Source organism: Streptomyces poriticola, assembly GCF_036689765.1.
Taxonomy (GTDB): domain Bacteria; phylum Actinomycetota; class Actinomycetes; order Streptomycetales; family Streptomycetaceae; genus Streptomyces; species Streptomyces poriticola.
On sequence record NZ_JBAGKH010000003.1, the window covers coordinates 99,734 to 122,638 of the forward strand.

A 22,905-nucleotide genomic window follows, 5' to 3' on the forward strand; every position below is an offset into this window, starting at 1 on the left:
CCGGGGCGGGCACGGCGAAGGGGCCGCCCGCACCACGGATGGCGGGCGGCCCCTTCGGGGAGCTGCTACTGCTGACCGGAGGTCAGGAGGCCTTGGCCTTCTCCGCGGTCCTCGTCCCGGACGTCCTGGCCGCCTCGTCGGCGGCCTTGGGCGCGGCGGCGACCGGGGCGGGCTTGGCGGCCTCGTAGAACTCCTCGCGCGGGGACTCGATCGCGCCGAGCGAGACGACCTCGCGCTTGAGGAACATGCCGAGCGTCCAGTCCGCGAAGACCCGGATCTTGCGGTTGAAGGTCGGCATCGCCATGCCGTGGTACGCGCGGTGCATGTACCAGGCGAGCCGGCCCTTGAGCTTGATCCTGGCCCCGCCCAGGACGATCATCGCGACGCCCTTGTGCAGGCCGAGGCCGGCGACCGCGCCCTTGTTGGCGTGGCTGTAGTCCTTCTGCGGGAAGCCCCGCATGCCGGAGACCACGTTGTCGCCGAGCGCCTTGGCCTGGCGCAGCGCGTGCTGGGCGTTCGGCGGGCACCAGGCGTTCTCGTTGCCCGCCTTGCGGCCGACCAGGTCCGGGACCTGGGCATTGTCGCCCGCGGCCCAGATGTAGTCGGTGCCCTTGACCTGGAGCGTGGGCTCGCAGTCGACGTGACCGCGGGGGCCGAGCGGCAGGCCGAAACGGGACAGCACCGGGTTCGGCTTGACGCCCGCCGTCCACACGATCGTGCTGGAGTCGACCTCGAGCCCGTTCTTCAGCACCACGTGGCCGTCGACGCAGGAGTCCATGGAGGTGGACAGGTAGACCTCGACGCCGCGGCCCTCGAGGTGCTCCTTGCCGTAGGCGCCGAGCTTCGGACCGACCTCGGGGAGGATCTTGTCGGCGGCGTCCACGAGGATGAAGCGCATGTCCTCGCGGGTGACGTTGGTGTAGTACTTGGCCGCGTCCCGGGCCATGTCCTCGACCTCGCCGATGGTCTCCGCACCGGCGAAGCCGCCGCCGATGAAGACGAAGGTGAGCGCCTTGCGGCGGATCTCCTCGTCCGTGGTGGAGTCGGCCTTGTCGAGCTGCTCCAGCACGTGGTTGCGCAGGCCGATGGCCTCCTCGATGCCCTTCATGCCGATGCCCTGCTCGGCGAGGCCGGGGATCGGGAAGGTGCGGGAGACCGCGCCCATCGCGATGACCAGGTAGTCGAAGGGCAGCTCGTACGCCTCACCGGTGAGCGGGGCGATCGTGGCGACCTTGCGGTCCTGGTCGATGGTGGTGACCCGGCCGGTGAGCACCTCCGCCTTGGGGAGCACGCGCCTGAGGGGGACGACGACGTGTCGCGGGGAGATGTTGCCGGCGGCGGTTTCGGGGAGGAAGGGCTGGTAGGTCATGTACGACCGAGGGTCGACGACCGTGACGGTCGCCTCTCCGTAGCGCATCTTCTTCAGGATGCGCCGAGCTGCGTACAGGCCTACGTACCCACCGCCTACTACGAGGATCCTGGGACGCTCCGTGGTGCTCATGGCATCGAGTATCCACCCGTCTCAGGGGGGTGGTTCGTGCGCCCCTTCACAAGCTCGACCGCACCCTGTGTTACACTCCCCGGCCCGCGTGACGGAAGTCATGCCGCCTACTGGAACCGGCCGACCCTCACCGCCGCTGTCAAGGCCGCGTGAGCTGCCCGTCCGGGTCATCCGGACCGCCGCACCGGCCCTCTGAGGCCACCCGGCCACCCGCCCCCACGCGCTCTCCTGAACACGTTCAAAGGCCAGTTGAGACCCCAAAAGGGCCAACCGGACCACTCCCGCCGCCCGGCCGACCCCAATTCCTTGTGAAGAACTTCACGAACTCTCTCCGCCACGACGCCCGCTACCGGCGAGTAACCGAGCCTCGCGGCGGAGAAACCGCCCCTCCGCGGAGCTCAGGCCACCGACCAGGCGATGCCGTCCAGGATGTCGTGCTCGCTCACCACGACCTCTGCCGCGCCGATGCGTTCCATGATCGTCAGCAGTACCAGCGCGCCCGCCGCGATCACGTCGACACGGCCCGGGTGCACGGACGGGACCGCGGCGCGTTCGGCGTGGGTGGAGTGCAGCAGCCAGTGGGCGATCTCGCGGACCCGGTCGCGGGAGACCCGGGAGTGGTGGATCGCCGCCGAGTCGTACCCGGGGAGGTCCTGGGCGATCGCCGAGACCGTCGTGACCGAACCGGCCAGCCCCACCAGGGTGCGCGCCTCGGTGAGCGGCACCGTCTCCTCGGCGAGGTCGAGGGCGGCCACGACGTCGGCCCGCATCGCCGCGATCTGCTCCTCGGTGGGCGGGTCGGTCACCTCGCCGTCCCGCACCAGGTGGCGCTCGGTCATCCGGACACAGCCGACGTCGACGGAGCGGGCGGCGCGTACGTGGTCGTCACCGACGACGAACTCGGTCGAGCCCCCGCCGATGTCCACCACCAGGAACGGACGGTGCAGGTCGGCGCGGCCCGTCAGCTCCTTGGTGGCCCCGGTGAAGGAGAACTCGGCCTCCTGGTCGCCGCTGATCACCTCCGGCTCCACACCGAGGATGTCCAGCACCCCGCGGACGAACTCGTCGCGGTTCTCGGCGTCCCGGGAGGCGGAGGTCGCCACGAAGCGCAGCCGTTCGGCACCGTGCTCCTTGATCACCTCGGCGTACTCCCGGCAGGCGGCGAAGGTCCGCTCCAGCGCCTCCGGGGCGAGCCGGCCGGTGCGGTCCACGCCCTGGCCGAGCCGCACGATCGTCATCCGCCGGTCCAGCTCGGTCAGCTCGCCGGTGGCCGGGTCGGCATCGGCGACCAGCAGCCGGATGGAGTTCGTACCGCAGTCGACTGCCGCGACCCTGGTCACCGGGCGTCCTCCCGCTTCGGATCCGCGTCCGGCGCCGTCACGCACGGACCCTTGCGCCACCACTCGGGCAGCATCTCGATCGCCTCGTCGCCCAGCGGGTTCACGCCCGGTCCGGCGGCCAGCGAGTGGGCGACCAGGACGTGCAGGCACTTCACCCGGTCCGGCATGCCGCCGGCGCTGGGGAAGTTCTTCAGCTCCTCGATCGCGTCGCGGCGCCGGACGTAGTCCTCGTGCGCGGCCCGGTAGGCGGCGGCGAGCTCCGGGTCTGCGGCGAGCCGCTCGGTCATCTCCTTCATCACGCCGTCGGCCTCCAGCGTGCCGATCGCCGAGTTGGCGCGCGGGCACGTCAGGTAGTACAGCGTCGGGAAAGGGGTGCCGTCGGGCAGCCTCGGGGCCGTCTCCACGACGTCCGGCCGGCCGCACGGGCACCGGTGTGCGATGGCACGCAGTCCGCGCGGCGGACGTCCGAGCTGCTGCTTGAAGGCCTCGACGTCCGCGTCCGTGGGCTCGGTGCGCGGGGTGGGCGGCGGAGCGTGTTCCATGACTGTCTTCGGGGTGTCTCTCTGTCGGGCGGTCGGTGTGTCGAGCGCTGTCGTGTGTCGGGCTGTCGGACCGTCGGCGTGTCGGGCTGTCGGCGTGTCGGGCTGTCGGCGTGTCGGGCTGTCGGGCTGTCGGTGCGGTGCGGCGGGCGTGCGATCGGTCCGGGCGGTCCGGGCGGGGTCAGCGGCCGGCGGCGTCCGCCTTGTCCACGCCGTCCAGGACGTTGCGGTACCACGGGCGGTCGGCCGCCCCGACACCGGTGCGCGACTGCCGGGCCGTGTCCGGATCGCGCATGATGTACCCGGTCTCGCCGGGCAGCACATAGTGCAGCCGCAGCCGGATCTGCTGGGCCGCGTACGCGTCGTCCTGCCAGCGCGCCTTGAGGTCCCGCAGGTCCTCGACCCGCTGCTGGGCCTGCCGCTTCTGCTGCTTCAGGTCGGCGATCTCGGCGCGCTGTGCGACGTACTGCCGTATCGGGTAGGCGAGGGCGACCACGAGCGAGCAGACCACCAGTGCGAGCAGCGCCGCCCGCCCGGTCAGCCGGGAGCGCCGGGCCTGGCGCCTGGTCTGCGAGCGGTAGACCCGGGCCGCGGTCTGCTCCCCGAGCAGCCGGATCCGGGTCGCGGTGGAGAAACGGTCCCGGTCCTTCACGGCCATTTCCCGCCTCCCGTTCACCTTCGTGCGTGTGCGTGCACACGTGCGTACGTCCCCGCACACGGTACGGGACCGGGTACGGGGACGTACGGACGACGCTGCCTACCGGGCGCTCAGCCCTTGAAACGGGGGAACGCCGAGCGGCCGGCGTACACCGCGGCGTCGTCGAGGATCTCCTCGATGCGCAGCAGCTGGTTGTACTTGGCGACGCGCTCGGAGCGGGCCGGGGCGCCGGTCTTGATCTGGCCGCAGTTGGTGGCGACGGCCAGGTCGGCGATGGTGACGTCCTCGGTCTCGCCGGAGCGGTGGGACATCATGCACTTGAAGCCGTTGCGCTGGGCCAGCTCGACGGCGTCCAGGGTCTCGGTGAGCGAACCGATCTGGTTGACCTTGACCAGCAGCGCGTTGCCGGCGTTGTCGTCGATGCCGCGCTGGAGACGCTCGGGGTTGGTGACGAACAGGTCGTCGCCGACGAGCTGGACCTTGTCACCGAGCTCGGCGGTGATGGTCTGCCAGCCCTCCCAGTCCTCCTCGTTCAGCGGGTCCTCGATGGAGACCAGCGGGTAGGCGTCGACCAGCTCCGCGTAGTACGACGTCATCTCCTGGGCGGTGCGCTCCTTGCCCTCGAAGACGTAGACGCCGTCCTTGTAGAACTCGGTGGCGGCCACGTCCAGGGCCAGGGCGACCTGCTCGCCGGGGGTGTAGCCGGCCTCCTTGATGGCCTCGATGATCAGGTCGAGGGCGGCACGGTTGGAGTCCAGGTTCGGGGCGAAGCCGCCCTCGTCGCCGAGACCGGTGGACAGGCCCTTGGCCTTCAGCACCTTCTTCAGCGTGTGGTAGACCTCGGTGCCCCAGCGCAGGGCCTCGGAGAAGGACTCCGCGCCGATCGGGGCGATCATGAACTCCTGGATGTCCACGTTGGAGTCGGCGTGGGCGCCGCCGTTCAGGATGTTCATCATCGGCACCGGCAGCAGGTGCGCGTTGGGGCCGCCCAGGTAGCGGAAGAGCGGCAGGTCGGACGCCTCGGAGGCGGCGTGGGCGACGGCGAGCGACACGCCGAGGATGGCGTTGGCGCCGAGGGAGCCCTTGTTGTCGGTGGCGTCCAGGTCGAACATGGCCTGGTCGATCAGGCGCTGCTCGGTGGCGTCGTAGCCGACCAGCTCCGGGCCGATCTGCTCGATGACGGCGAGGACGGCCTTCTCGACGCCCTTGCCCAGGTAGCGGTTGGTGTCACCGTCGCGGAGCTCGATGGCCTCGAAGGCACCGGTGGAGGCACCGGACGGGACGGCGGCACGACCCGTGCTGCCGTCGTCGAGGCCGACCTCGACCTCGACCGTGGGGTTGCCTCGGGAGTCCAGGATTTCCCGGGCTACGACGACGTCGATGGACGGCACGAGCATCTCCTTCTTGGATGTGACGCGGGTCAGCAGGACCACGGGTGGGGTGCTGCGACATGAGCCTAACCGGCTCCGGGCGGCGGCCGGCCGCCCGACCACCCGTTGGACAGAACCGAGAGAAAATTGTTTCCGGACGAAACAAATGATGTCCAGGAAAAAACCCCGCCCCGGTGCGCACGGGGGGAGACGCACCGGGGCGGGGAGACTGCGGGACGCCGCCGCTTACTTCAGGTGCAGCTGCTGACCCGGGTAGATCAGGTCGGCGTCGTCGACGATGTCGTCGTTGAGCTGGAACAGCTTCTGCCAGCCGCCCTCGACGCCGTGCTCCGCGGCGATACCGCTGAGCGTGTCACCCTTGACGACCTTGTACTCACCGTCGCCCTTGGCGACCGTCTCGCCGGCCGGGGTGGTGACGGTCTTCTTCTCGGCCTTCTCGGCCTTGTCCGCCTTCGCGGCCGGCTGCGTCGGCTCGGCGGCCGGGCGCTCCTGCGAGCGGGAGGCCTTCTGCTCGCTCTCGCGGGACTCGGACGGCGCGGTCGAGGTGCTGCCGGAGCCGGCCTCGGCACCGCCGCCGCTGTACGGGGTGCTGGACAGGCCGGTGCCGCAGACCGGCCAGGCGCCCTTGCCCTGGCCCGCGAGGACCTTCTCGGCGATCTCGATCTGCTGCGCCTTGGTGGCCCGGTCGGCGGTGGCGGCGTACTGGGTACCGCCGAACGCGGCCCAGGTGGAGGCGGAGAACTGCAGGCCGCCGTAGTAGCCGTTGCCGGTGTTGATGGACCAGTTGCCGCCGGACTCGCACTGGGCGACGGCGTCCCACTCGGCGGCGGTGGCGGCGGAGGCGTTGCCGGCCGCCATCAGCGGGGCGGCGACGGCGGCGGCGCCGGTGACGCCGACGGCGGCGATGGCGCGAGCGGTCTTGGACGGACGACGGTGCTTGCCCTTGCCGGAGAACAGCATGGATGGATCCCCTCACCGACGCCTGCGAGGTGAGCTGTCGGGTTCGGGCCGGTGGAATTGCCCGGCCGGGTCCCTGACGGGACTCGGCTTCACCCCAAGCCGCTCGGGCTCGACTGCCCGGTACGGCACTTACCTTGGGTCCCCCGCTCCTGCCTACGGCGCTTGACGCGACGACTGTTCCCGGACGGCCGCTGGCAGGATTCGGCGTTGCGGCAGCCGGGGCCCGCGATGGCGAGCGGTCCTGACCGTAGACACGCGCTCCGCGGATTTTCAAAGACGATCAGGGCTTCTGAGACCTATCTCTCACGGCATTTAAAACGGACATTCAGGCCGAACCGTGACGTGAACTCCCGCTACTTTTCGCCCGTTTCGCCCCCGACTGCAAGCGTCTGACCGGGCAGGATGTGGTCGGGGTCGGCGCCGACGACATCCTCGTTGGCGGCGTAGAGCGCGGACCACCCGCCGCCCAGCTCAAGGGAGTCGGCGATGAGCCACAGGCTGTCGCCGGACCGGACGGTGTACGTGCCGTCCGCCGCCTCCCGCGCCGCGGCGCCGTCGCGCGAGGCGTGCCGGCCGGACGACTCGCCGGTGCGGCCGTCCCCGGCGGCCGTGTCGGCGCCCTCGTCGGCACTGTCACCCCGGTGCCGGCCGGCGCCGGGCCGATCGGTGGCGCCCGGGTCCGAAGCACCCTCACTCTGCCCGGAGTTGTCCGAGTCGTCGCGCTTTGTGGTGGCCGGATCGGTCGGCGCGGAGGATTCAGGGGATACGGGGGATACGGGGGATGTGTCGGACTCGGCCGATTCATCCGCTCCGGCTGCCGGGTCGGCGGACGGGGACGAGGGCTCGGCCGCCGGGTCCGACGTGCCGGGCCCCGCGCCCTCCGCGCCCGGGTCCGGGGTCTTGTCCGCACCGGGGGCGGTCCCGGGCGTGCCCGAGGCGTCCGCGGTGGGCGAGCCGGCCGGCGTCCCGTCCGACGGTCCGTCACTCGCGGTGCCGCCGCCGGCCCCCGTGGAGGAGTCGTTCTCCAGTCCGGCGAGCAGTCCGCAGGTCGGCCAGGCGGCGATGCCCTCGGCCGCGAGCACCTTCTCGGCTATCTCTATCTGCTGGGAGCGGCTGGCCGTGTCGGCGCTGGAGGCGTAGTCGAGGCCGCCGTAGGTCTCCCAGTGCTCCTGGGACAGCTGGAGTCCGCCGTAGTAGCCGTTGCCGCTGTTCTGGCTCCATGCGCCGCCCGTCTCGCACTCGGCGACACGGTCCCAGGTCGTGCCGTCGGCCGCGCCGGCGCCGGAGGCTCCGAGGAGCGGGATCGCGATGGCGGAGCCGGTCACTCCGGCCGCGACGACGAGGGCCGGGGCCTGGCGGGGGCGACGGTGACGACCGTTCCCGGAGAGCATGCGGAGACCTTTCGCGAGACAGCACGGAACGGCGCGACGGGCTGGGGCTCGGTCGCCGCGCTGATCCGTGAACGTATCGGCAGACGATCACTTGTCACAAGTTCATGCCGCGCAGATCACGTGAAGATCACAGAGCTGAGCGTGTGTCACGTTTGCTTCGGGCGTCGTGGGTCTGCGGGGCGACCGCTGCCTCGGGCGGGGTGAAGGACACGGGCAGGGTGCGCAGTCCGCGCATGATGAGCCCGCCGCGCCAGCGCAGTTCGGCCGGATCGGCGTCGAGGCGCAGATCGGGAAGCCGGGTGAGGAGGGTGGCGAGCGCGGTCTGGCCCTCCAGCCGGGCGAGCGGGGCGCCGAGGCAGTAGTGGATGCCATGGCCGTACCCGAGGTGCTGGTTGTCCCGGCGGGACAGATCGAGGGTGTCGGGGTCCGCGAACCGCTCAGGGTCCCGGTCGGCGGCGGCCAGCACGACGAGCACGGGGTCGCCGGCAGCGATGTCCTGTCCGCCGACGGTGAGCGGGCGGGTGGCGAACCGCCAGGTGGCGAGCTCCACCGGGCCGTCGTGGCGCAGGAGTTCCTCGACGCCGGTCTCCAGCAGGCCGCGCTCGCCGGCGGCAAGCGAGCGCTGCAGACGGGCACGCTGACCGGGGTGGGTGAGCAGCGAGTAGGTGCCGTTGCCGATGAGATTGACGGTGGTCTCGAAGCCGGCGAAGAGGAGGATGAAGGCCATGGCTGCGGCCTCGTTCTCGGTGAGGTGCTCGCCGTGGTCGGAGGCGCGGATGAGCCCCGAGATGAGGTCCTCGCCGGGCCCGGGTTCGGTGGGCAGGGCCTCCCGCTTCCGGTGGATGAGTTCGGCGAGATAGCCGCGCATCTTCTTGACCGACCGAGCGACCCCGCCGCGGGGCCCCTTCCCGTGCCGGATCATCATGCCCGCCCAGTCCCGGAAGTCGTCCTGGTCCTCGCGCGGGACACCGAGCAGGTCGCAGATGGCGTAGATGGGAAGCGGGAAGGCGAACTCGTGGATGAGGTCGGCGGACCCGCGGGCGGCGAACCGGTCGATGAGGCCGTCGGCGAGCTCCTGCACGCGGGGCGCGAACTCGGCGACGCGCCGCGGTGTGAACGCCTTGCTGACCAGCCGGCGCAGCCGGGTGTGGTCCGGCGGGTCGATGTTGAGCAGGTGCGTCATCAGCTCGGCCTTGCGCTCGCCGGGGATGCCGGTCTTGCCTTTGGCGTGCGCGGGCTCGTCGTGATGCGCGGGGTTCTTGGACAGCCCCGGGTCGGCCAGCGCCTGCTTGGCATCGGCGTACCGAGTGACCAGCCAGGCCTCGACCCCACTGGGCAGCCGGGTGCGGTGCACGGGCGCGTGCTCGCGCAGCCAGGCGTAGGCAGGGTAGGGGTTGCTCGCGAACTCCCAGGTGAAGAGGTCGGGGGCGGGGGTGTCGCCGGAGGCGTGGGGCTGGTGCTGGTCGGTCACCCTTCGACGGTAACCGGCAGGACAGACACCCCGTCCGCCGGTCCGGGCAGTGCCTGGTCCTCTCCCGGACTCTCCTCCTCAGTCCTCTCCGGGATTCTCCTCCTCGCTCTCTCGGATCGCGTCCCGGTACGCGCGTGCTGCCGCTCTCAGGGCTGCCTCCGGGTCCACGCCCGCGGATTCGGCTCGGACGGCGAGGGCGAGCAGTTCGTATCCGATGCCTTCGACCGGGGGCAGCGGGACGTCCAGGCCCGCCGTGCGGACCCGGGAGGCGAGCTTGGCGGCGAGGGCCAGGCCGGGCTGGCCGAGCGGGATGCCCTCGGTGACGGAGGAGCGCTGTTTCTCCACCGCCTTGGTGCGCCGCCAGTGCTCCTTGACCTCCTCGGGAGTGGTGGCCGTCTCGTCGCCGAAGACATGCGGGTGGCGGTGGATCAGCTTGGTGACGATGCCGCCCGCGACGTCGTCGATGGAGAACGGCGCCTCCCCGTCCTCCTCGGCGATACGGGCGTGGAAGATCACCTGGAGCAGGACGTCACCCAGCTCCTCGCGCAGTTCCTCCCGGTCACCGTCCTCGATCGCCTCGACGAGCTCGTAGGCCTCCTCGATGCCGTACTTGGCCAGACCCTTGTGGGTCTGCCGGGACGACCAGGGGCACTCGGCGCGGATGCGGTCCATCACCTGCACGAGGTCGAGCAGGCGGGCGCCCGGCAGGTCGTAGGAGGCGGGCAGCAGCTCCAGCTCCGGCATGCGGACCCGGCCGGAGCCGGCCAGCCGGGCCAGGCCGTCGGTGAGAGCCGGCTCGCCCTCGCCGGTCGCCACGACCACCACCGTGCGCCCGCCGGCGCAGGCGTCGACCAGCTGCTCGGCGGTGGGGGCGGCCTCATCGACCGGTATCCCGGCCTCGCGCAGATACGGCAGCTGGGGATGGGCGCCGTCCGCGCACAGCACCCGGTCGGCGCCGCGCAGCGCCTGCCAGGCCGGCCAGGACAGCAGGCCGGGCGCGACGCGGTGACTGGTGGTGAGCAGGACGACACGGCCGGGGTCGGCGACGGGGCCACGGCCGGTGGCGGCTTCGGGGCTGGTTGCGTTCACGATCCGAACGTAGCGCACCCCGCCGGCCGCCTCGCAGTTGTCCACAGGGGCCCGGGGCCGTCCGTCCACAGGTCCGCCACCAGGGGGTCTGGGCTGCGGTCCGTACGGGCCCGGCGGCGGGGGTCCGGCGCGGGGGCGGCTACGCCGTCCGCCGGGTGCCGGCCGCCGACGTGATCTCGCGTACCCAGGGGGTCTCGGCGTCGACGCGGCTGCTCTTCTCGACGTCCCAGCTGCCGTAGCGCGGGTTGAGGTCCACACCGAGCTGCTTCGAGGACTCGGACAGGGCCGCCCAGAACTCCGGCCGGCCGGTGTCGGTGCCGAGCTTCCCGGCGAGCTTCTGGGCCTCCAGCTGGAGGCGGAGGTTCTCGTCGAGGCGCTCGGGGGCGACGCCGTACTGCTGCAGCCAGGCCGTCTCCAGCGCCTGGGCGCCGCCGGTCTGCTGCTCCAGGCCGTCGCGCATCGCCTGGACCTCCTTGCGGCTGACGCTCACGCCCTCCTGCCGGGCGGCGTGGTGCAGCACGCGGTCCAGGACCATGCCGTGCAGGGTGTCGCGGGTGAGGCTGCCGCTGCGGGCGACGGCCTGCTGGTACTGGGCGTCGTCCGGGACCGCCGCCCGCTGGGCCGCGCGCACCTCTCCCACCCGGCCCTCCAGCTGCGCCATGGTGATCCGCTGGCCGCCGACGACGGCCGCCGCGCCGGGGTGCGCGTCGTTCCCGCAGGCGGTCAGCAGGGGCGCCGCGGTGGCGATCGCGGCGGTGAGAAGGAGGGCGGTGCGATGGCGGCGGTGCAAGGAGACCTCCCGGTGGAGTTTGTGCGACGGTGCACAAAGTCTTGCGGTGATCGATGGTAAGCAGTGGGCAAGCTCTGGCCAACCCATTCGACCAACGATTCACCGGGTCTTCGGGCACCGCCGCGCCGCCCCGCGGCCGGTCAGCCGCGTACCTGTCCCAGCCACTGCAGGGTCCGCCTCAGCTCCGCCGCGAGCGGGTGTCCTGGGCCGTGGCTGCGCTCCACGTCGTGCAGGAGCCGGGCCAGGGTCGGGTGGGCGGCGGCGCGGTCCCCGAGGGCGAGCAGCAGGTGGCCGATGCGGCGGCGGAGGTCGAAGGCGAGGTCGGGGTCGTCGGCCGCCACGTACCGGTTCTCGTAGTACGGCAGCAGCGCCCGGTACTCGGCGAGGGCGGCCGCCGGTTCGCCGAGCTGCTCCAGGCACTGGGCGGCGTCGTAGCGGTGGCGCAGCGACTGCGGGTCGGCCTGGCCCGCCTCGGCGGCGCGTTCGTCGGCGAGGCGGCGCAGCTCGGGCAGGGCGCGCCGGTACTGGCCGTCGTCCATGAGGGTGGCCGCGTACTGCTTGCGCAGGGTGCGCACGACCGGGGAGTGCTCGCCGTGCTGCTCGGCGGCGGCGGGCAGGATCGCTCCGAGGATGTCGACGGCCTGGGTGATGCGGCCCTCCCCGAGGAGGCGTTTGACGTCGTCGACGGCGCGGGCGACGTCGGGTCTCCCGGCGCTGTCGGGGGCCGGCGCGGCGGGGGCGGGCCGGGGCGCGGGCATACGGGCGCGGTCCGGCCAGGGGGCGTGCGGGCGCAGGAAGGGGCGGGTGGGGTCGAGAGGTGCACCGGTGGGCATGCCGCGCGCGGGCAGCAGCGGGGCCAGCTGCTCGTAGACCTCCTGTGCGGAGGCGGGCCGGTGCTGGGGGTCCTTGGCGAGCAGTCGCAGGACCAGCGCTTCGAGCGCCTCCGGGACCTCGGGGCGGAGACGGCGCACCGGCAGCGGCGGCTCGTACAGGTGCCGGTGCAGCACGCCGAGCGCCGTGGAGCCCGCGAACGGGACGTCGCCGCTGAGGAGTTCGTGCATCAGCACGCCGAGGGCGTAGAGGTCGGTGTAGGGGCCGACCGCGCCGCCCATGGCCTGCTCCGGGGCCATGTAGGCCGGCGAGCCGATGGGGGATCCGGTGTGGGTCAGGCGGGTGGTGTCGCTGTCCATGACGGAGGCGACGCCGAGGTCCAGGACGGTGACGGTGCCGTCCTGCTTCACCATCACGTTCCGCGGTTTGAGGTCGCGGTGGATGATCGGCACGGCGTGCACGGCGCTGAGCACGGCGCACAGTTGCGCGGCGACCGCGACCGCCCACTGCCACGGGTACGGGTCGTGCTCGGCGAGGTGGTCGGAGAGGTCGGCGCCGTCGACGTACTGCATGACGAGGAAGAGCTCCTCGCCCTCGCTGCCCGCGTCGTGCACCGTGACCAGCCCGGGGTGGTCGACCTGAGCGGTCACCCGGCACTCGCGCACGAAGCGGCGGCGCAGTTCGTCCGCCTCCTGCCCGGCGACCTTGTCGGGGCGCAGCAGCTTGACCGCCACCCGCCGGTCGAGCCGCTGGTCGTACGCCGTCCAGACCTGTCCCATGCCGCCCTGGCCGATGAGCGTGGACAGTTCGTACCGGCCGGCGACGACGCGTCCTGCCGTCACGGTCACCGTCCGCCGCCCTCGCTCCCGCCGTCGTGGCGGCTGTCGTGGCGGCGGAGGTAGTCGCTGAGTTCGTCGAGCTCGGCCCGCACCTGGTCGATGCGTGCGGGGCCGGCGCCGGGGTGCGGGGGCTGCTGCGGGGGTGCGGGCGCGTGGGTGTGCGGCGGGGGCGCGGGCTGGGGTCCGGGCGGTGTCCGCGGGGGCACGGGGGTGTACGGATGCCCGGGGTGCTGCGGGTATCCGGGCTGCCGGGGACGGCCGTACCCGGTGGCCGGTGCCGGGGGTGTGGGGCCCGGGACCGGATAGTGCGGCGACTGGTAGTGCCGTACGTCCGCGTAGAGGAAGTAGCCCGCGCAGGCGCAGGCGTTGAGCAGCAGGATGATCATGCCTGTGGTGCCGGCCGGGGTGCTGAAGTCGTCGGTGTGGTCGGTGGCGAGCAGGCTGAAGCTGACCACGAGGGTGACGACCGACGCCGCGAAGACCCACCACTCGCGTGGCCTGCGGGTCACGATGGCCGCCCACAGGGTCGAGACCCAGGCCAGGAACCCGATGCTGAGCAGCGGCAGGGCCACGAACAGGACGCGCAGCACGACCAGCACCGCGGTCGAGGGCCGTCGGCGCGGCGGCGATGGCGGCGGCGGCCAATGGCCCTGGCCGTGCATGGGCTGCTCCCGGATGCCTGATCAGACCGGACGGACATGTGCGCAGTCGAGGGTATAGGCCGACACCGGCAACGGGTCCCGGGTTGTACCGAACCGTTGCCGTACCGATCACCGGGTTCCGGTGTCCCGGACCCGGGCGTCAGTCCGGTGCGACCGTGCCGTCCGTCAGCCCGTCGTACATGCCGCGCACGAGCTGCTCGCCGAGCCGGCCCGCGAGCCGCAGCGCGCGCTCGAACTCGTCGAGGGCTCGGAAGCGGGCGCCGTAGCGGCGCTGTTCGGCCAGCGGGATCCTGGGGAGCTGGAGGCGGCGCACGTCGAGGCGGGTGGCGGTGGAGGCGTAGCTGCTGGCCCGGCGGTGGTTGGCGGTGCCGCGCAGGTGACCGGCCAGGAACCAGGCGTCGAGGGCGGTGGGGTCGGGGCGCAGCAGCACCAGGTGGCGGCCGAGCGCGGCACCCGCGGTGGTGTCGTCGACGACGCGTGCGACCGTGCCGCCGCCGAGGACAGGGACGACGACGTCACCGGGTTCGGTCAGCACGGCCTCCTCGTCGCTCTCGGGGAGGGTGCCGGAGGGGCCGGTGCCGACGAGGACGTCGTGGTCGGTGAGGACGGGGACGCGTGCGTGGCCGCCGTGTCCGCCGGTGCGCAGCAGCAGGGCGCCGGCGCGGGCGAGTTCACCGACGGTGGTCTGCGGCCGGCGCGGCGCGGGCCGGCCGGGGGCGGCGGGCGGCGGGGTGAGGCCGGCGGTGAGCCGCAGGGTCGCGTCGAGACGCTCGCGTACGTCGGTGAGCTGCTCGGCGCCGTCGGCGGCGGCCGGGGGTGGCAGATGGCGGGCCGGGGCGAGGTCGACGTCGTCGTCGAGCAGGTCGAGGACGGGCAGTGAGCAGGCCAGTCCGGGCCGTTCGTCGAGCCGGCCGGCCCGGTCGTGGTCCCGCCAGGCGCCGAGGACGGCCTCGCGTACCGCCCGCCAGTCGGGGCCGCCGCGGCCCTCCCCCGCGAACCGGCCCGCGTCGGCGAGGAGCAGCTCCGGCTGTGCGGCCGTCCGGCCGGGCCGGCGCAGCACCCACAGGTGGAGCGGGAGGTTGTACGGCGGTGCCGCTCCGGCAGGCAGCGCGACGACCGCCCGCAGCGCGCCCCGGCGCAGCAGGTCGGCGCGGATCCGGCGGCCGGAGCGGCGGGAGGCGGCGGCCGGCGGCATCAGCAGTACGGCGGTGCCGCCCTCCCGCAGCCGGGCCAACGCGTGCTGCACCCAGGCCAGCTCGGACTCGGTGCGGGCGGGGAAGCCGTACTCCCAGCGGGCGTCGTAGGCGAGTTCGTCGTGTCCCCAGTTGCGCTCGTTGAACGGCGGGTGGCACAGGACGGCGTCGGCGCGCAGCTCGGGGAAGGCCTCCGCGCGCAGGGTGTCGCCGGCGGCGGCGTGCACGGTGGCCCGGGTGTGCAGGGCGAGCCGGAGCGCGGTGAGCGCGGCCAGGTCGGGCGCGTCGTCCTGGGCGTACAGCTCCTGTCCGTCCCCCTCGCCGGGACCGGCGGCGGCGCGGAGCAGGGCGCCGGTGCCGCAGGCGGGGTCGAGGACGGTGCGGGCGGGGCCGGCCAGCTCGGCCATGAGGCCGGCCAGCTCGGCGGGGGTGAGCGTGTACTGGCGGGGGTTGGCGTCCAGATGCCGGCCGAGCAGGAACTCGAAGGTCTGCCGGGCCCCCAGTTCCGCGGCCAGCTCGGCTGCGCCGCGCAGCAGGGGGCCCGAGGCGAGCAGCTCGGGCTCGTCGGGGGCGGGCAGCACCGGCGGGGCGGGGGTGAGGACCTGGTGCAGCGCGCCGGGCAGCAGCGCGGCGAGCCGCTCGTCGGAGCCTGCGGCCAGCTCCAGCCAGACGGTGGGGCGGGCGTGGACGAGCAGCAGGGCACAGCCGGCGTGGGTGAGCGCGGTGACCGGTCCGCGCGGGTGACCGGCGAGCTGCTGCCAGACGCGTTCACGCAGCGGGACCTCGGCGAGCTTGCCGTTGCGCCGCAGCCAGGCCTCGACGTCGGCCAGCGCGAAGGACGGGCTGGTCTCGGTGCCGCCGACCGGTCGGGGGAAGTCGGTGTGCCGGCGGCGCCAGTTGCTCACGGCGGCGCGGCCGACGCCGGCGAGCCGTGCGATCCCGGCGGCGGTCACTTCCGTCGCGTTGTCCTGCACTCGCCAGGCTCCCCTCGTCCCATGTGTGGCGTTGAGCATACCGGCGCATGTGCGATCCATGCGTTCACAGACGTGAGCAAGTGAATCCTCGTGAATCACGTTGACTCAGTTCACAGACTCTGTTGTGATTGACCCGGCGAACGAGTGGCCGTCGACAGGCGGTGGCCGCCGCGCATAGGTGAGGGGACACAGCCATGGGCATGAAGGGGAAGATCGCGCTGGGCGCCGTCGTGGGAATCGTCGTGATCGGCGCCGTCTCGGCGAACGGTGGCGGGGACGGAGACGGGGGCGGCCCGGGCGGCGGCGGCAGGGACGGCTCCTCGTCGTCCGCGCAGCGCGGGACCGGCGAAGCACAGGACGGCGGGAAGGACGGCGGCGACGCGGCGGAAACGAAGGCGGCGTTCGAGGGGGACGGCGACTTCCAGGTCGGCACAGACGTGAAGCCCGGCACCTACCGCACCACCGGCAACAACGGCATGTGCTACTGGGAGCGGGCCAAGGACGCCTCGGGCGAGATGAACTCCCTGCTCGCCAACGACAACGTCAGCGGTACCGGTTACGTCACCGTCAAGCCCACCGACAAGATCTTCAAGTCCAGCGGCTGCAATGACTGGGAGGCCGTGGACCTCGCGGGCGAGGGCGCACCGGCCGCCGAGCGGATGGCCGGCGACGGCGGCATGTTCGCCGTCGGCCGCGACATCGCCCCCGGCACCTACAGGTCCGCCGGCAACACCGACGGCATGTGCTATTGGGAGCGCACCAAGGACGCCGAGCACGGCCTGGAGTCGATCATCGCCAATGACAACGCGAGCGGCACGGCCATGGTGACCATCAGCGCGTCCGACGCCTACTTCAAGACCACCGGCTGCCAGGACTGGCAGAAGACCGGCTGACGACAGCCCACAGTCCACACATCCGGCACCCGTGCCGACACCAGCACGAGCACGAGCACGAGCACGAGCACGAGACCCGAGGATTCCCATGCGTCGCACCACACTTGCCGCCCTCTGCCTCGTCGCCGCGGCCACCGTCACAGCCACCGGCTGCCGGTCCGGACAGGACGGCCGTGCAGCGGCGGCGCCCGAGGCCTCGGCCGCCCCGGCCGAGTCCGCACCCCCGGGGCCGTTCGCCGGCCTCACCGGCGGGGAGATCGCCGACCGGGCCGTCGAGGCCACCACCGGGGCCTCCTCCCTCCGCATGAAGGGGGACGTGCCCGACGACGAGACCGGCGGCACCATCGGGATGGACCTCGCCCTGAACCGTCGGGGCGACTGCGCGGGCACGTTGATCATGGAGGGTGAGGGCCGCGCCGATCTGATCAAGACGGGCGACACTCTGTACCTCAAGTACGACGAGCGGTTCCTGCGCGCCCAGAGCGAGGGCGAGCCCGCGGCCGAAACCGACGCGGTCGTGGACCTGCTCGCGGGGAAGTGGACCCGGATGTCCGCCACCGGCCGGGACGCCGAGGAGATGGCGGGCTTCTGCGACCTGGACTCGGTGCTCGGCGAGGTGCGGGGCGCCGGGTCCGACGCCGGGCGCGGCGAGACGACCACGGTCGGCGGCGTCCCGGCGATCGTCCTGCACGAGCGGGACGGCCGGGACCGGTACACCCTCTACGTCGCCACCGAGGGCGAGCCCTATCTGCTGCGCGTGGACAGCACCTCCGCCGCCGACCCCGGATCCGTCACCTTCGAGGCGTACGACGAGCCGGTCCCGGCCCGCAGGCCGGCCGGCGAGATCCTGGACCTGGACGCCCTGGGCGGCTGACCGGCTCTCACAGCGCGTGCCGCAGCCAGGCGTCGGGCTCGACGTGCACGGCGTGGCCGCGCTCCGGCTCACGGCACACCGGCACCGGTGCGCCGGGCACCTCGACATCGTCCGCGGCGGCGTGGAGGGCAGCCCGGTCCAGCGGCCACGCGCGCGGTCCGGAAACCGGTCCTCCCGGGTGAGGTGGTGTCAGTCGGCGCACTGCCGGAGCATCGCCCGGCGGTCCGGAGCGGTCACCGGCAGTTCGTACTTCAGCGCGACCTGCGCGAACCGCACGGCGTACGCGCACCGGACGCCCTTGTTCGGCGGCAGCCACGACGCCGGGCCGGAGTCGCCCTTGGCCGCGTTGGCGCGGCCCTGGACCGGCAGCAGGTTGAGGGTGTCGTTGGCGAGCTGCTCGCGTTTGCTCTCCGGCCAGCGCGAGGCGCCCAGCTGCCAGCTGTAGGAGAGCGGAACCACGTGGTCTATCTGCACCTCGGCGGCCGTCGCCTTCTTCCACACGATGTCCTTGCCGGTGTACGGGTCGTACAGGTCCATCGACACGACCACGCAGTCGGAACCGGCTCGGAACCGGACGTTCCGTCCATGGAGCCTGAGCAGGTCGTTACGGGTGTCGCAGCCGTTGCGGGCCAGTGGGACGCCGTCGGCGGAGTCCATCCAGGCGTAGCCGAACTCATCGCGGTCGTAGCCGGTCCTCGGTCCGCGGCCCTTGGTCCGCAGGCCCTCGATGAGGCTGCGGGCCTCGGCCCGGCCGGTGTCACCGGTGACCGGGGCGAGGCCCGGTGCGGTGCCGTCGGGGTTGTCCAGCGGGCTGACCGCGCGCCCGCCGGGCGCCTGCGAGCCGCCGCCGGAGGGGGAACCACCGTCGTCGTCGAGCGCCTCGCATCCGGTGGCCAGGAGCAGGGCCGCGGCGACGGCCGCCCCGGTACGGGGGCGGCGGAGCCCGCCCGTCGCTCTGCCGTGCCGCTGCCGCCTCACCGCGCTGCCCCTCCCCTGGTTCTCCGTCGGGTCCACGGTAGCCGTGCACCGGTTCAGACCACACCGGGCCTCAGCGGGCATCCGGGACAGGTCGGGCGTATCGTCGAACGTGAGTCACGTCCGGAAGGAGCCTCTGCATGGGCATCTTCGACAGGTTCAAGAGTCACGGCGCGAAGGAAAAGGGCAAGCAGGCGTCCGACGCGGCGGAACGGCAGGCCAACGAGAGGACCGGCGGAAAGTACGAGGAGCAGGTCGACACCGCGCAGCAGAAGACGGAGGAACGCTTCGACATGGGCGGCGAGCAGCGCGACCGGCCGGACCAGCAGTAGGCGCCGGAGGAACCGGCGGAGAACCGGTCGGCGGCCTCCGGACCCACCGACGACACTCACCGATGGCACGGACCGTCCGCGGAGTCCCCTCTGCGGACGGTTTCTCGTCCCGCACGTCCCACACGTCCCGCGGACCCGGTCGGCACCGCCGTCACGAGCCCAGGACCGTCGTCAGGAACTCGCCCACCCAGGCCAGCAGTTCCCGGCCGACCAGCGGTCTGCCGCCGACCTTCGCGGTCTTCGGGCGCGGTACCAGCACCTGGTGCGTGGCCGGCTTGATGACACTGCCCGGGTAGAGCCGCTTGAGCCGCAGCTCCTGGGACTCGCGCAACTCCACCGGCGCGAACCGGATGCTGCTGCCCTGGAGCACGATCTCGCCGGCCCCGCACGCGCGCGCCAGCATCCGCAGCCCGGCCACCAGCAGCAGGTTCTCCACCGGCTCCGGCAGCTTGCCGTAGCGGTCGGTGAGTTCCTCCCGCACGGACGCGATGTCCTCCTCGCTGTTGGCGGCGGCGATCGAACGGTAGGCCTGCAGGCGCAGCCGCTCGCCGGGGGCGTAGTCGTGCGGGACGTGCGCGTCGACGGGGAGCTCGATCTTGACCTCCAGCGGCGGCTCCTCCTCCGCGCCCCCCTCCAGGGAGGCCCGGTAGTCGGCGACCGCCTCGCCCACCATCCGCACATACAGGTCGAAGCCGACGCCGGCGATGTGCCCGGACTGCTCGCCGCCGAGGAGGTTGCCGGCGCCGCGGATCTCCAGGTCCTTCATCGCCACGTACATGCCTGCGCCCATCTCGGTGTGCTGGGCGATGGTGGCGAGCCGCTCGTGCGCGGTCTCGGTCAGCGGCTTCTCCGGCGGGTACAGGAAGTAGGCGTACCCCCGCTCGCGGCCGCGGCCGACCCGGCCGCGCAGCTGGTGCAACTGGCTGAGGCCGAAGTTGTCGCCGCGCTCGACGATCAGGGTGTTGGCGTTGGAGATGTCGATGCCGGACTCGACGATCGTGGTGGAGACCAGCACGTCGAACTTCTTCTCCCAGAAGTCGACGACGACCTGCTCCAGCGCCTGCTCCGACATCTGGCCGTGCGCGGTGGCGATCCGCGCCTCGGGGACGATCTCCCGCAGCCGGGCGGCTGCCCGGTCGATCGACTCGACGCGGTTGTGGATGTAGAAGACCTGGCCCTCGCGCAGCAGTTCGCGGCGCACGGCCGCACCGATCTGCCGCTCCTCGTACGGCCCGACGAAGGTGAGCACCGGGTGCCGCTCCTCCGGCGGGGTGGTGATCGTGGACATCTCGCGGATGCCGGTGACCGCCATCTCCAGGGTGCGCGGGATGGGCGTGGCGGACATCGTCAGCACGTCCACATTGGCACGGAGCTTCTTCAGCTGCTCCTTGTGCTCCACTCCGAAGCGCTGCTCCTCGTCGACGATGACCAGGCCCAGGTCCTTGAACTTCGTCTCCGAGGAGAACAGCCGGTGGGTGCCGATGACGATGTCCACCGAGCCCTCGCGCAGGCCCTCCAGGACCGCCTTGGCCTCGGTGTCGGTCTGGAACCGGGAGAGCGCCCTGACGTTCACCGGGAACTGGGCGTACCGCTCGCCGAACGTCCCGAAGTGCTGCTGCACCAGCAGGGTCGTCGGTACCAGGACCGCCACCTGCTTGCCGTCCTGGACGGCCTTGAAGGCGGCGCGCACGGCGATCTCCGTCTTGCCGTAGCCGACGTCGCCGCAGATCAGCCGGTCCATCGGGACCGACTTCTCCATGTCCTCCTTGACCTCGGCGATGGTGGTGAGCTGGTCGGGGGTCTCCGCGTAGGGGAAGGCGTCCTCGAGCTCGCGCTGCCAGGGGGTGTCGGGGCCGAAGGTGTGGCCGGGGGCCGCCATCCGCGCGCTGTAGAGCTTGATCAGGTCGGCGGCGATCTCCTTGACCGCCTTCTTCGCGCGGGCCTTGGTCTTGGTCCAGTCGGCGCCGCCGAGGCGGTGCAGCGTGGGGGCCTCGCCGCCGACGTACTTGGTGATCTGCTCGAGCTGGTCGGTGGGGATGTACAGCCGGTCGCCGGGCTGGCCGCGCTTGGCGGGGGCGTACTCCACCACCAGGTACTCGCGAGTGGCGCCCTGCACGGTGCGCTGCACCATCTCGATGTAGCGGCCGACGCCGTGCTGCTCGTGGACGATGTGGTCGCCCGGCTCCAGGGTGAGGGGGTCGATGGTCTTGCGGCGCCGGGCCGGCATCCGGGCGCCGTCGCGGCCTGCGGCCTTCTGCCCGGACAGATCGGTCTCGGTGAGCACGGCGAGCCTGAGCGCCGGGTCGACGAAGCCGTAGTCGATGGAGCCGCAGGCCACATGCACGACCGAGGGGCTCAGCTCGGCCAGGTCCGCGTCCAAGCGGGCGGCGATGCCCTCGCCGCCCAGCACCTCGACCGTGCGGGCGGCCGGGCCGTGGCCCTCGGTGACGTAGACGGTGCGCCAGCCGTCGGCGAGCCAGCCCTTGGTGTCGGCGAGCGCCCGCGCGGTGTCGCCGCGGTAGGTCTCGGGGGCGTGCATGCCCAGCTTGAGGGTGTCGGCCTCGTCGAGGTCGGCGTCGGCGGCGAACGGCGACACCGACCACCACATCATGCCCAGCTCGCGGGCCCGGTCCCGGATGTCCGCGATGGACCACAGGGAGGCCGCGCCGACATCGATGGGAGCCTCCCCTCCCCCGGCGGTGGCCGCCCAGGACGCCTGGAGGAACTCCTGGCTGGTGGCGACCAGGTCGGCGGCGCGGGTCCGCACCCGCTCCGGGTCGCAGACCACGGCCATGGCGCCCTCGGGCAGCACGTCCAGCAGCAGCTCCATGTCGTCGACCAGCACGGGTGCCAGGGACTCCATGCCCTCGACCGCGATCCCCTCGGAGATCCTGCCGAGCAGTTCGCCCAGCTCGGGGTGCTGTTCGGCGAGTGCGGCGGCCCGGTCGCGCACCTCCTGCGTCAGCAGCAGCTCGCGGCAGGGCGGCGCCCACAGTCCGTGCTCGGCGACCTCCAGGGAGCGCTGGTCGGCGACCTTGAAGTAGCGGATCTCCTCGACGTCGTCACCCCAGAACTCCACCCGCAGGGGGTGCTCCTCGGTGGGCGGGAACACGTCGAGGATGCCGCCGCGCACCGCGAACTCGCCGCGCTTCTCCACCAGCTCCACGCGCGCGTACGCAGCGGCGCCCAGGGCGTCGACGACCGCGTTCAGATCGGCGCTCCGACCGGTGCGCAGCGCCACCGGCTCCAGCTCCCCCAGGCCCTTGACCTGCGGCTGGAGCACCGAGCGCACGGGAGCGACGACGACGGAGACCGGGCCGGTCCCGGGGTCGTCGCCGCTGGGGTGGGCGAGTCGGCGCAGCACGGCCAGGCGGCGGCCGACGGTGTCGCTGCGCGGGCTGAGCCGCTCGTGCGGCAGGGTCTCCCAGGAGGGGTACTCCACCACGCCCTCGGGCGGCAGCAGCGAGCGCAGGGCCGCCGCCAGGTCCTCGGCCTCCCGTCCGGTCGCGGTCACGGCGAGCACGGTGCGGCCCGTCTCGCGGGCCAGGGCGGCGAGCGCGAAGGGGCGGGCCGCAGGGGGGCCGACCAGGTCGACGTGCATGCGGTGGCCGTCGGCCGCCGCGGGAATCGCTTCCGCGAGGGCCGAATCCTTGACGACGGCGTCGAGCAGACCGTGCAGGCTCATGGGGGGCATTTCCGTCCGGGGGGCTGGACAACACGACAGGCCCGACGCGCTGGGCGGGCCGGGGGTGTCCAGCGTACGACGGTGCGCGAGTGGACGCCGGGGGCTGTGGACAACGTCCGGATACGGAGGTGGCCGACACCGCGGTACCCCATCCGGGGTGCCCCCCTTGCTCGGGGCCCCGCCCCCCGCAGCCCTTGGCCTGCCCGCCCACCGCCCGGCGCGGTCGGCCGGGAACCGGACCGGGCGGCCCGGACGGCGTCTGCCCGGGAACCGCATCGCGGGCGGCGTCTGCCCGGGAGGCGCATGGCGGGGTTACGCATGGCCGGGAGGTACCTGGCCGGGACACCCCCGGCCGTAGGACACCGGGACGGACGTCCACCACCGTCCGGAAGCGGTCCGACGCCGTCCGGGGAGGACACCGGAACGGGAGGACACCGGAACGCAGAGAACACCGGGGCGGAAGACGACGAGCCCGGTGCCGGGTCGTCCCGCTGGACTCCCCGGCACCGGGCCCTCC

18 protein-coding genes and 1 riboswitch are annotated in these 22,905 nt (G+C 72.8%); of the genes, 3 read left to right on the top strand and 15 right to left on the bottom strand.

Going from position 1 to position 22,905, the window contains the following annotated elements; genetic code table 11:
* Positions 1-82 precede the first annotated feature (82 nt).
* The 13 genes from V5O46_RS05535 to V5O46_RS05595 form a co-directional block, all read right to left on the bottom strand.
* A complete protein-coding gene (locus tag V5O46_RS05535) occupies positions 83-1,501 on the bottom strand; it encodes an NAD(P)/FAD-dependent oxidoreductase (protein WP_332883294.1) in 1,419 nt (472 codons plus the stop codon).
* A gap of 398 nt (positions 1,502-1,899) precedes the next feature.
* On the bottom strand, positions 1,900-2,841 hold the full coding sequence (locus V5O46_RS05540) for a Ppx/GppA phosphatase family protein (RefSeq protein ID WP_332883295.1): 942 nt from the start codon (positions 2,839-2,841) through the stop codon (positions 1,900-1,902).
* Positions 2,838-3,383: a DUF501 domain-containing protein gene (locus V5O46_RS05545; RefSeq protein WP_332883296.1), complete on the bottom strand. Its 546-nt coding sequence runs from the start codon at positions 3,381-3,383 to the stop codon at positions 2,838-2,840. The genes V5O46_RS05540 and V5O46_RS05545 overlap by 4 nt, the downstream gene beginning before the upstream one ends.
* A 178-nt stretch (positions 3,384-3,561) precedes the next feature.
* Positions 3,562-4,038 (bottom strand): FtsB family cell division protein, encoded by a 477-nt coding sequence (locus V5O46_RS05550; RefSeq protein ID WP_332883297.1) that lies wholly within the window; start codon positions 4,036-4,038, stop codon positions 3,562-3,564.
* A 110-nt stretch (positions 4,039-4,148) separates the two neighbouring features.
* Entirely contained in the window at positions 4,149-5,429 is a 1,281-nt protein-coding gene (eno, locus tag V5O46_RS05555) for a phosphopyruvate hydratase (protein ID WP_332883298.1), read from the bottom strand.
* 225 nt (positions 5,430-5,654) lie between these two features.
* Positions 5,655-6,389: a transglycosylase family protein gene (locus tag V5O46_RS05560; protein ID WP_332883299.1), complete on the bottom strand. Its 735-nt coding sequence runs from the start codon at positions 6,387-6,389 to the stop codon at positions 5,655-5,657.
* A 4-nt stretch (positions 6,390-6,393) separates the two neighbouring features.
* Positions 6,394-6,560, bottom strand: a riboswitch (cyclic di-AMP (ydaO/yuaA leader).
* 182 nt (positions 6,561-6,742) lie between these two features.
* A complete protein-coding gene (locus V5O46_RS05565) occupies positions 6,743-7,780 on the bottom strand; it encodes a transglycosylase family protein (protein WP_332883300.1) in 1,038 nt (345 codons plus the stop codon).
* Between the two features lie 127 nt (positions 7,781-7,907).
* Complete coding sequence (locus V5O46_RS05570; protein WP_332883301.1) at positions 7,908-9,251, bottom strand: cytochrome P450 family protein; 1,344 nt, start codon at positions 9,249-9,251, stop codon at positions 7,908-7,910.
* A 78-nt stretch (positions 9,252-9,329) separates the two neighbouring features.
* A complete protein-coding gene (locus tag V5O46_RS05575) occupies positions 9,330-10,340 on the bottom strand; it encodes a nucleoside triphosphate pyrophosphohydrolase (protein ID WP_332883302.1) in 1,011 nt (336 codons plus the stop codon).
* A gap of 139 nt (positions 10,341-10,479) precedes the next feature.
* On the bottom strand, positions 10,480-11,130 hold the full coding sequence (locus tag V5O46_RS05580) for a SurA N-terminal domain-containing protein (protein ID WP_332883303.1): 651 nt from the start codon (positions 11,128-11,130) through the stop codon (positions 10,480-10,482).
* 140 nt (positions 11,131-11,270) lie between these two features.
* Positions 11,271-12,767, bottom strand: a complete 1,497-nt coding sequence (locus V5O46_RS05585) for a serine/threonine-protein kinase (RefSeq protein WP_332883679.1) — start codon at positions 12,765-12,767, stop codon at positions 11,271-11,273.
* 38 nt (positions 12,768-12,805) lie between these two features.
* Positions 12,806-13,462, bottom strand: coding sequence for a hypothetical protein (locus tag V5O46_RS05590; protein WP_332883304.1), 657 nt, complete (start codon positions 13,460-13,462; stop codon positions 12,806-12,808).
* Between the two features lie 139 nt (positions 13,463-13,601).
* Positions 13,602-15,668 (bottom strand): N-6 DNA methylase, encoded by a 2,067-nt coding sequence (locus tag V5O46_RS05595; protein WP_332883305.1) that lies wholly within the window; start codon positions 15,666-15,668, stop codon positions 13,602-13,604.
* Positions 15,669-15,823: 155 nt separating this feature from the next.
* On the opposite strand from V5O46_RS05595, the gene V5O46_RS05600 reads away from it, so the two are divergent.
* The gene (locus V5O46_RS05600) at positions 15,824-16,522 is read left to right on the top strand and encodes a hypothetical protein (RefSeq protein ID WP_332883306.1); all 699 of its coding nucleotides are present in this window, start codon (positions 15,824-15,826) and stop codon (positions 16,520-16,522) included.
* 88 nt (positions 16,523-16,610) lie between these two features.
* Complete coding sequence (locus V5O46_RS05605) at positions 16,611-17,396, top strand: hypothetical protein (RefSeq protein WP_332883307.1); 786 nt, start codon at positions 16,611-16,613, stop codon at positions 17,394-17,396.
* Positions 17,397-17,585: 189 nt separating this feature from the next.
* On the opposite strand, the gene V5O46_RS05615 is transcribed toward V5O46_RS05605, so the two are convergent.
* On the bottom strand, positions 17,586-18,374 hold the full coding sequence (locus tag V5O46_RS05615; protein ID WP_408648915.1) for an HNH endonuclease family protein: 789 nt from the start codon (positions 18,372-18,374) through the stop codon (positions 17,586-17,588).
* A 137-nt stretch (positions 18,375-18,511) separates the two neighbouring features.
* Between V5O46_RS05615 and V5O46_RS05620 the strand changes: the two genes are divergently transcribed.
* Positions 18,512-18,703, top strand: coding sequence for an antitoxin (locus tag V5O46_RS05620; protein ID WP_332883308.1), 192 nt, complete (start codon positions 18,512-18,514; stop codon positions 18,701-18,703).
* A gap of 151 nt (positions 18,704-18,854) precedes the next feature.
* Here V5O46_RS05620 and mfd read toward each other — a convergent pair whose 3' ends face one another.
* On the bottom strand, positions 18,855-22,388 hold the full coding sequence (gene mfd, locus V5O46_RS05625; protein ID WP_332883309.1) for a transcription-repair coupling factor: 3,534 nt from the start codon (positions 22,386-22,388) through the stop codon (positions 18,855-18,857).
* Between the last annotated feature and the right edge of the window lie 517 nt (positions 22,389-22,905).

Excerpts from the sequence above, each read along its gene's own strand:
- V5O46_RS05560 (WP_332883299.1), bottom strand. The coding sequence starts at position 6,389 with ATGCTGTTCTCCGGCAAGGGCAAGCACCGTCGTCCGTCCAAGACCGCT.
- V5O46_RS05595 (WP_332883305.1), bottom strand. The coding sequence starts at position 15,668 with ATGCTCAACGCCACACATGGGACGAGGGGAGCCTGGCGAGTGCAGGAC.
- V5O46_RS05550 (WP_332883297.1), bottom strand. The coding sequence starts at position 4,038 with ATGGCCGTGAAGGACCGGGACCGTTTCTCCACCGCGACCCGGATCCGG.
- V5O46_RS05535 (WP_332883294.1), bottom strand. The coding sequence starts at position 1,501 with ATGAGCACCACGGAGCGTCCCAGGATCCTCGTAGTAGGCGGTGGGTAC.
- V5O46_RS05600 (WP_332883306.1), top strand. The coding sequence starts at position 15,824 with ATGGGCATGAAGGGGAAGATCGCGCTGGGCGCCGTCGTGGGAATCGTC.
- V5O46_RS05605 (WP_332883307.1), top strand. The coding sequence starts at position 16,611 with ATGCGTCGCACCACACTTGCCGCCCTCTGCCTCGTCGCCGCGGCCACC.
- V5O46_RS05565 (WP_332883300.1), bottom strand. The coding sequence starts at position 7,780 with ATGCTCTCCGGGAACGGTCGTCACCGTCGCCCCCGCCAGGCCCCGGCC.
- V5O46_RS05620 (WP_332883308.1), top strand. The coding sequence starts at position 18,512 with ATGGGCATCTTCGACAGGTTCAAGAGTCACGGCGCGAAGGAAAAGGGC.
- mfd (WP_332883309.1), bottom strand. The coding sequence starts at position 22,388 with ATGAGCCTGCACGGTCTGCTCGACGCCGTCGTCAAGGATTCGGCCCTC.
- V5O46_RS05590 (WP_332883304.1), bottom strand. The coding sequence starts at position 13,462 with ATGCACGGCCAGGGCCATTGGCCGCCGCCGCCATCGCCGCCGCGCCGA.
- V5O46_RS05545 (WP_332883296.1), bottom strand. The coding sequence starts at position 3,383 with ATGGAACACGCTCCGCCGCCCACCCCGCGCACCGAGCCCACGGACGCG.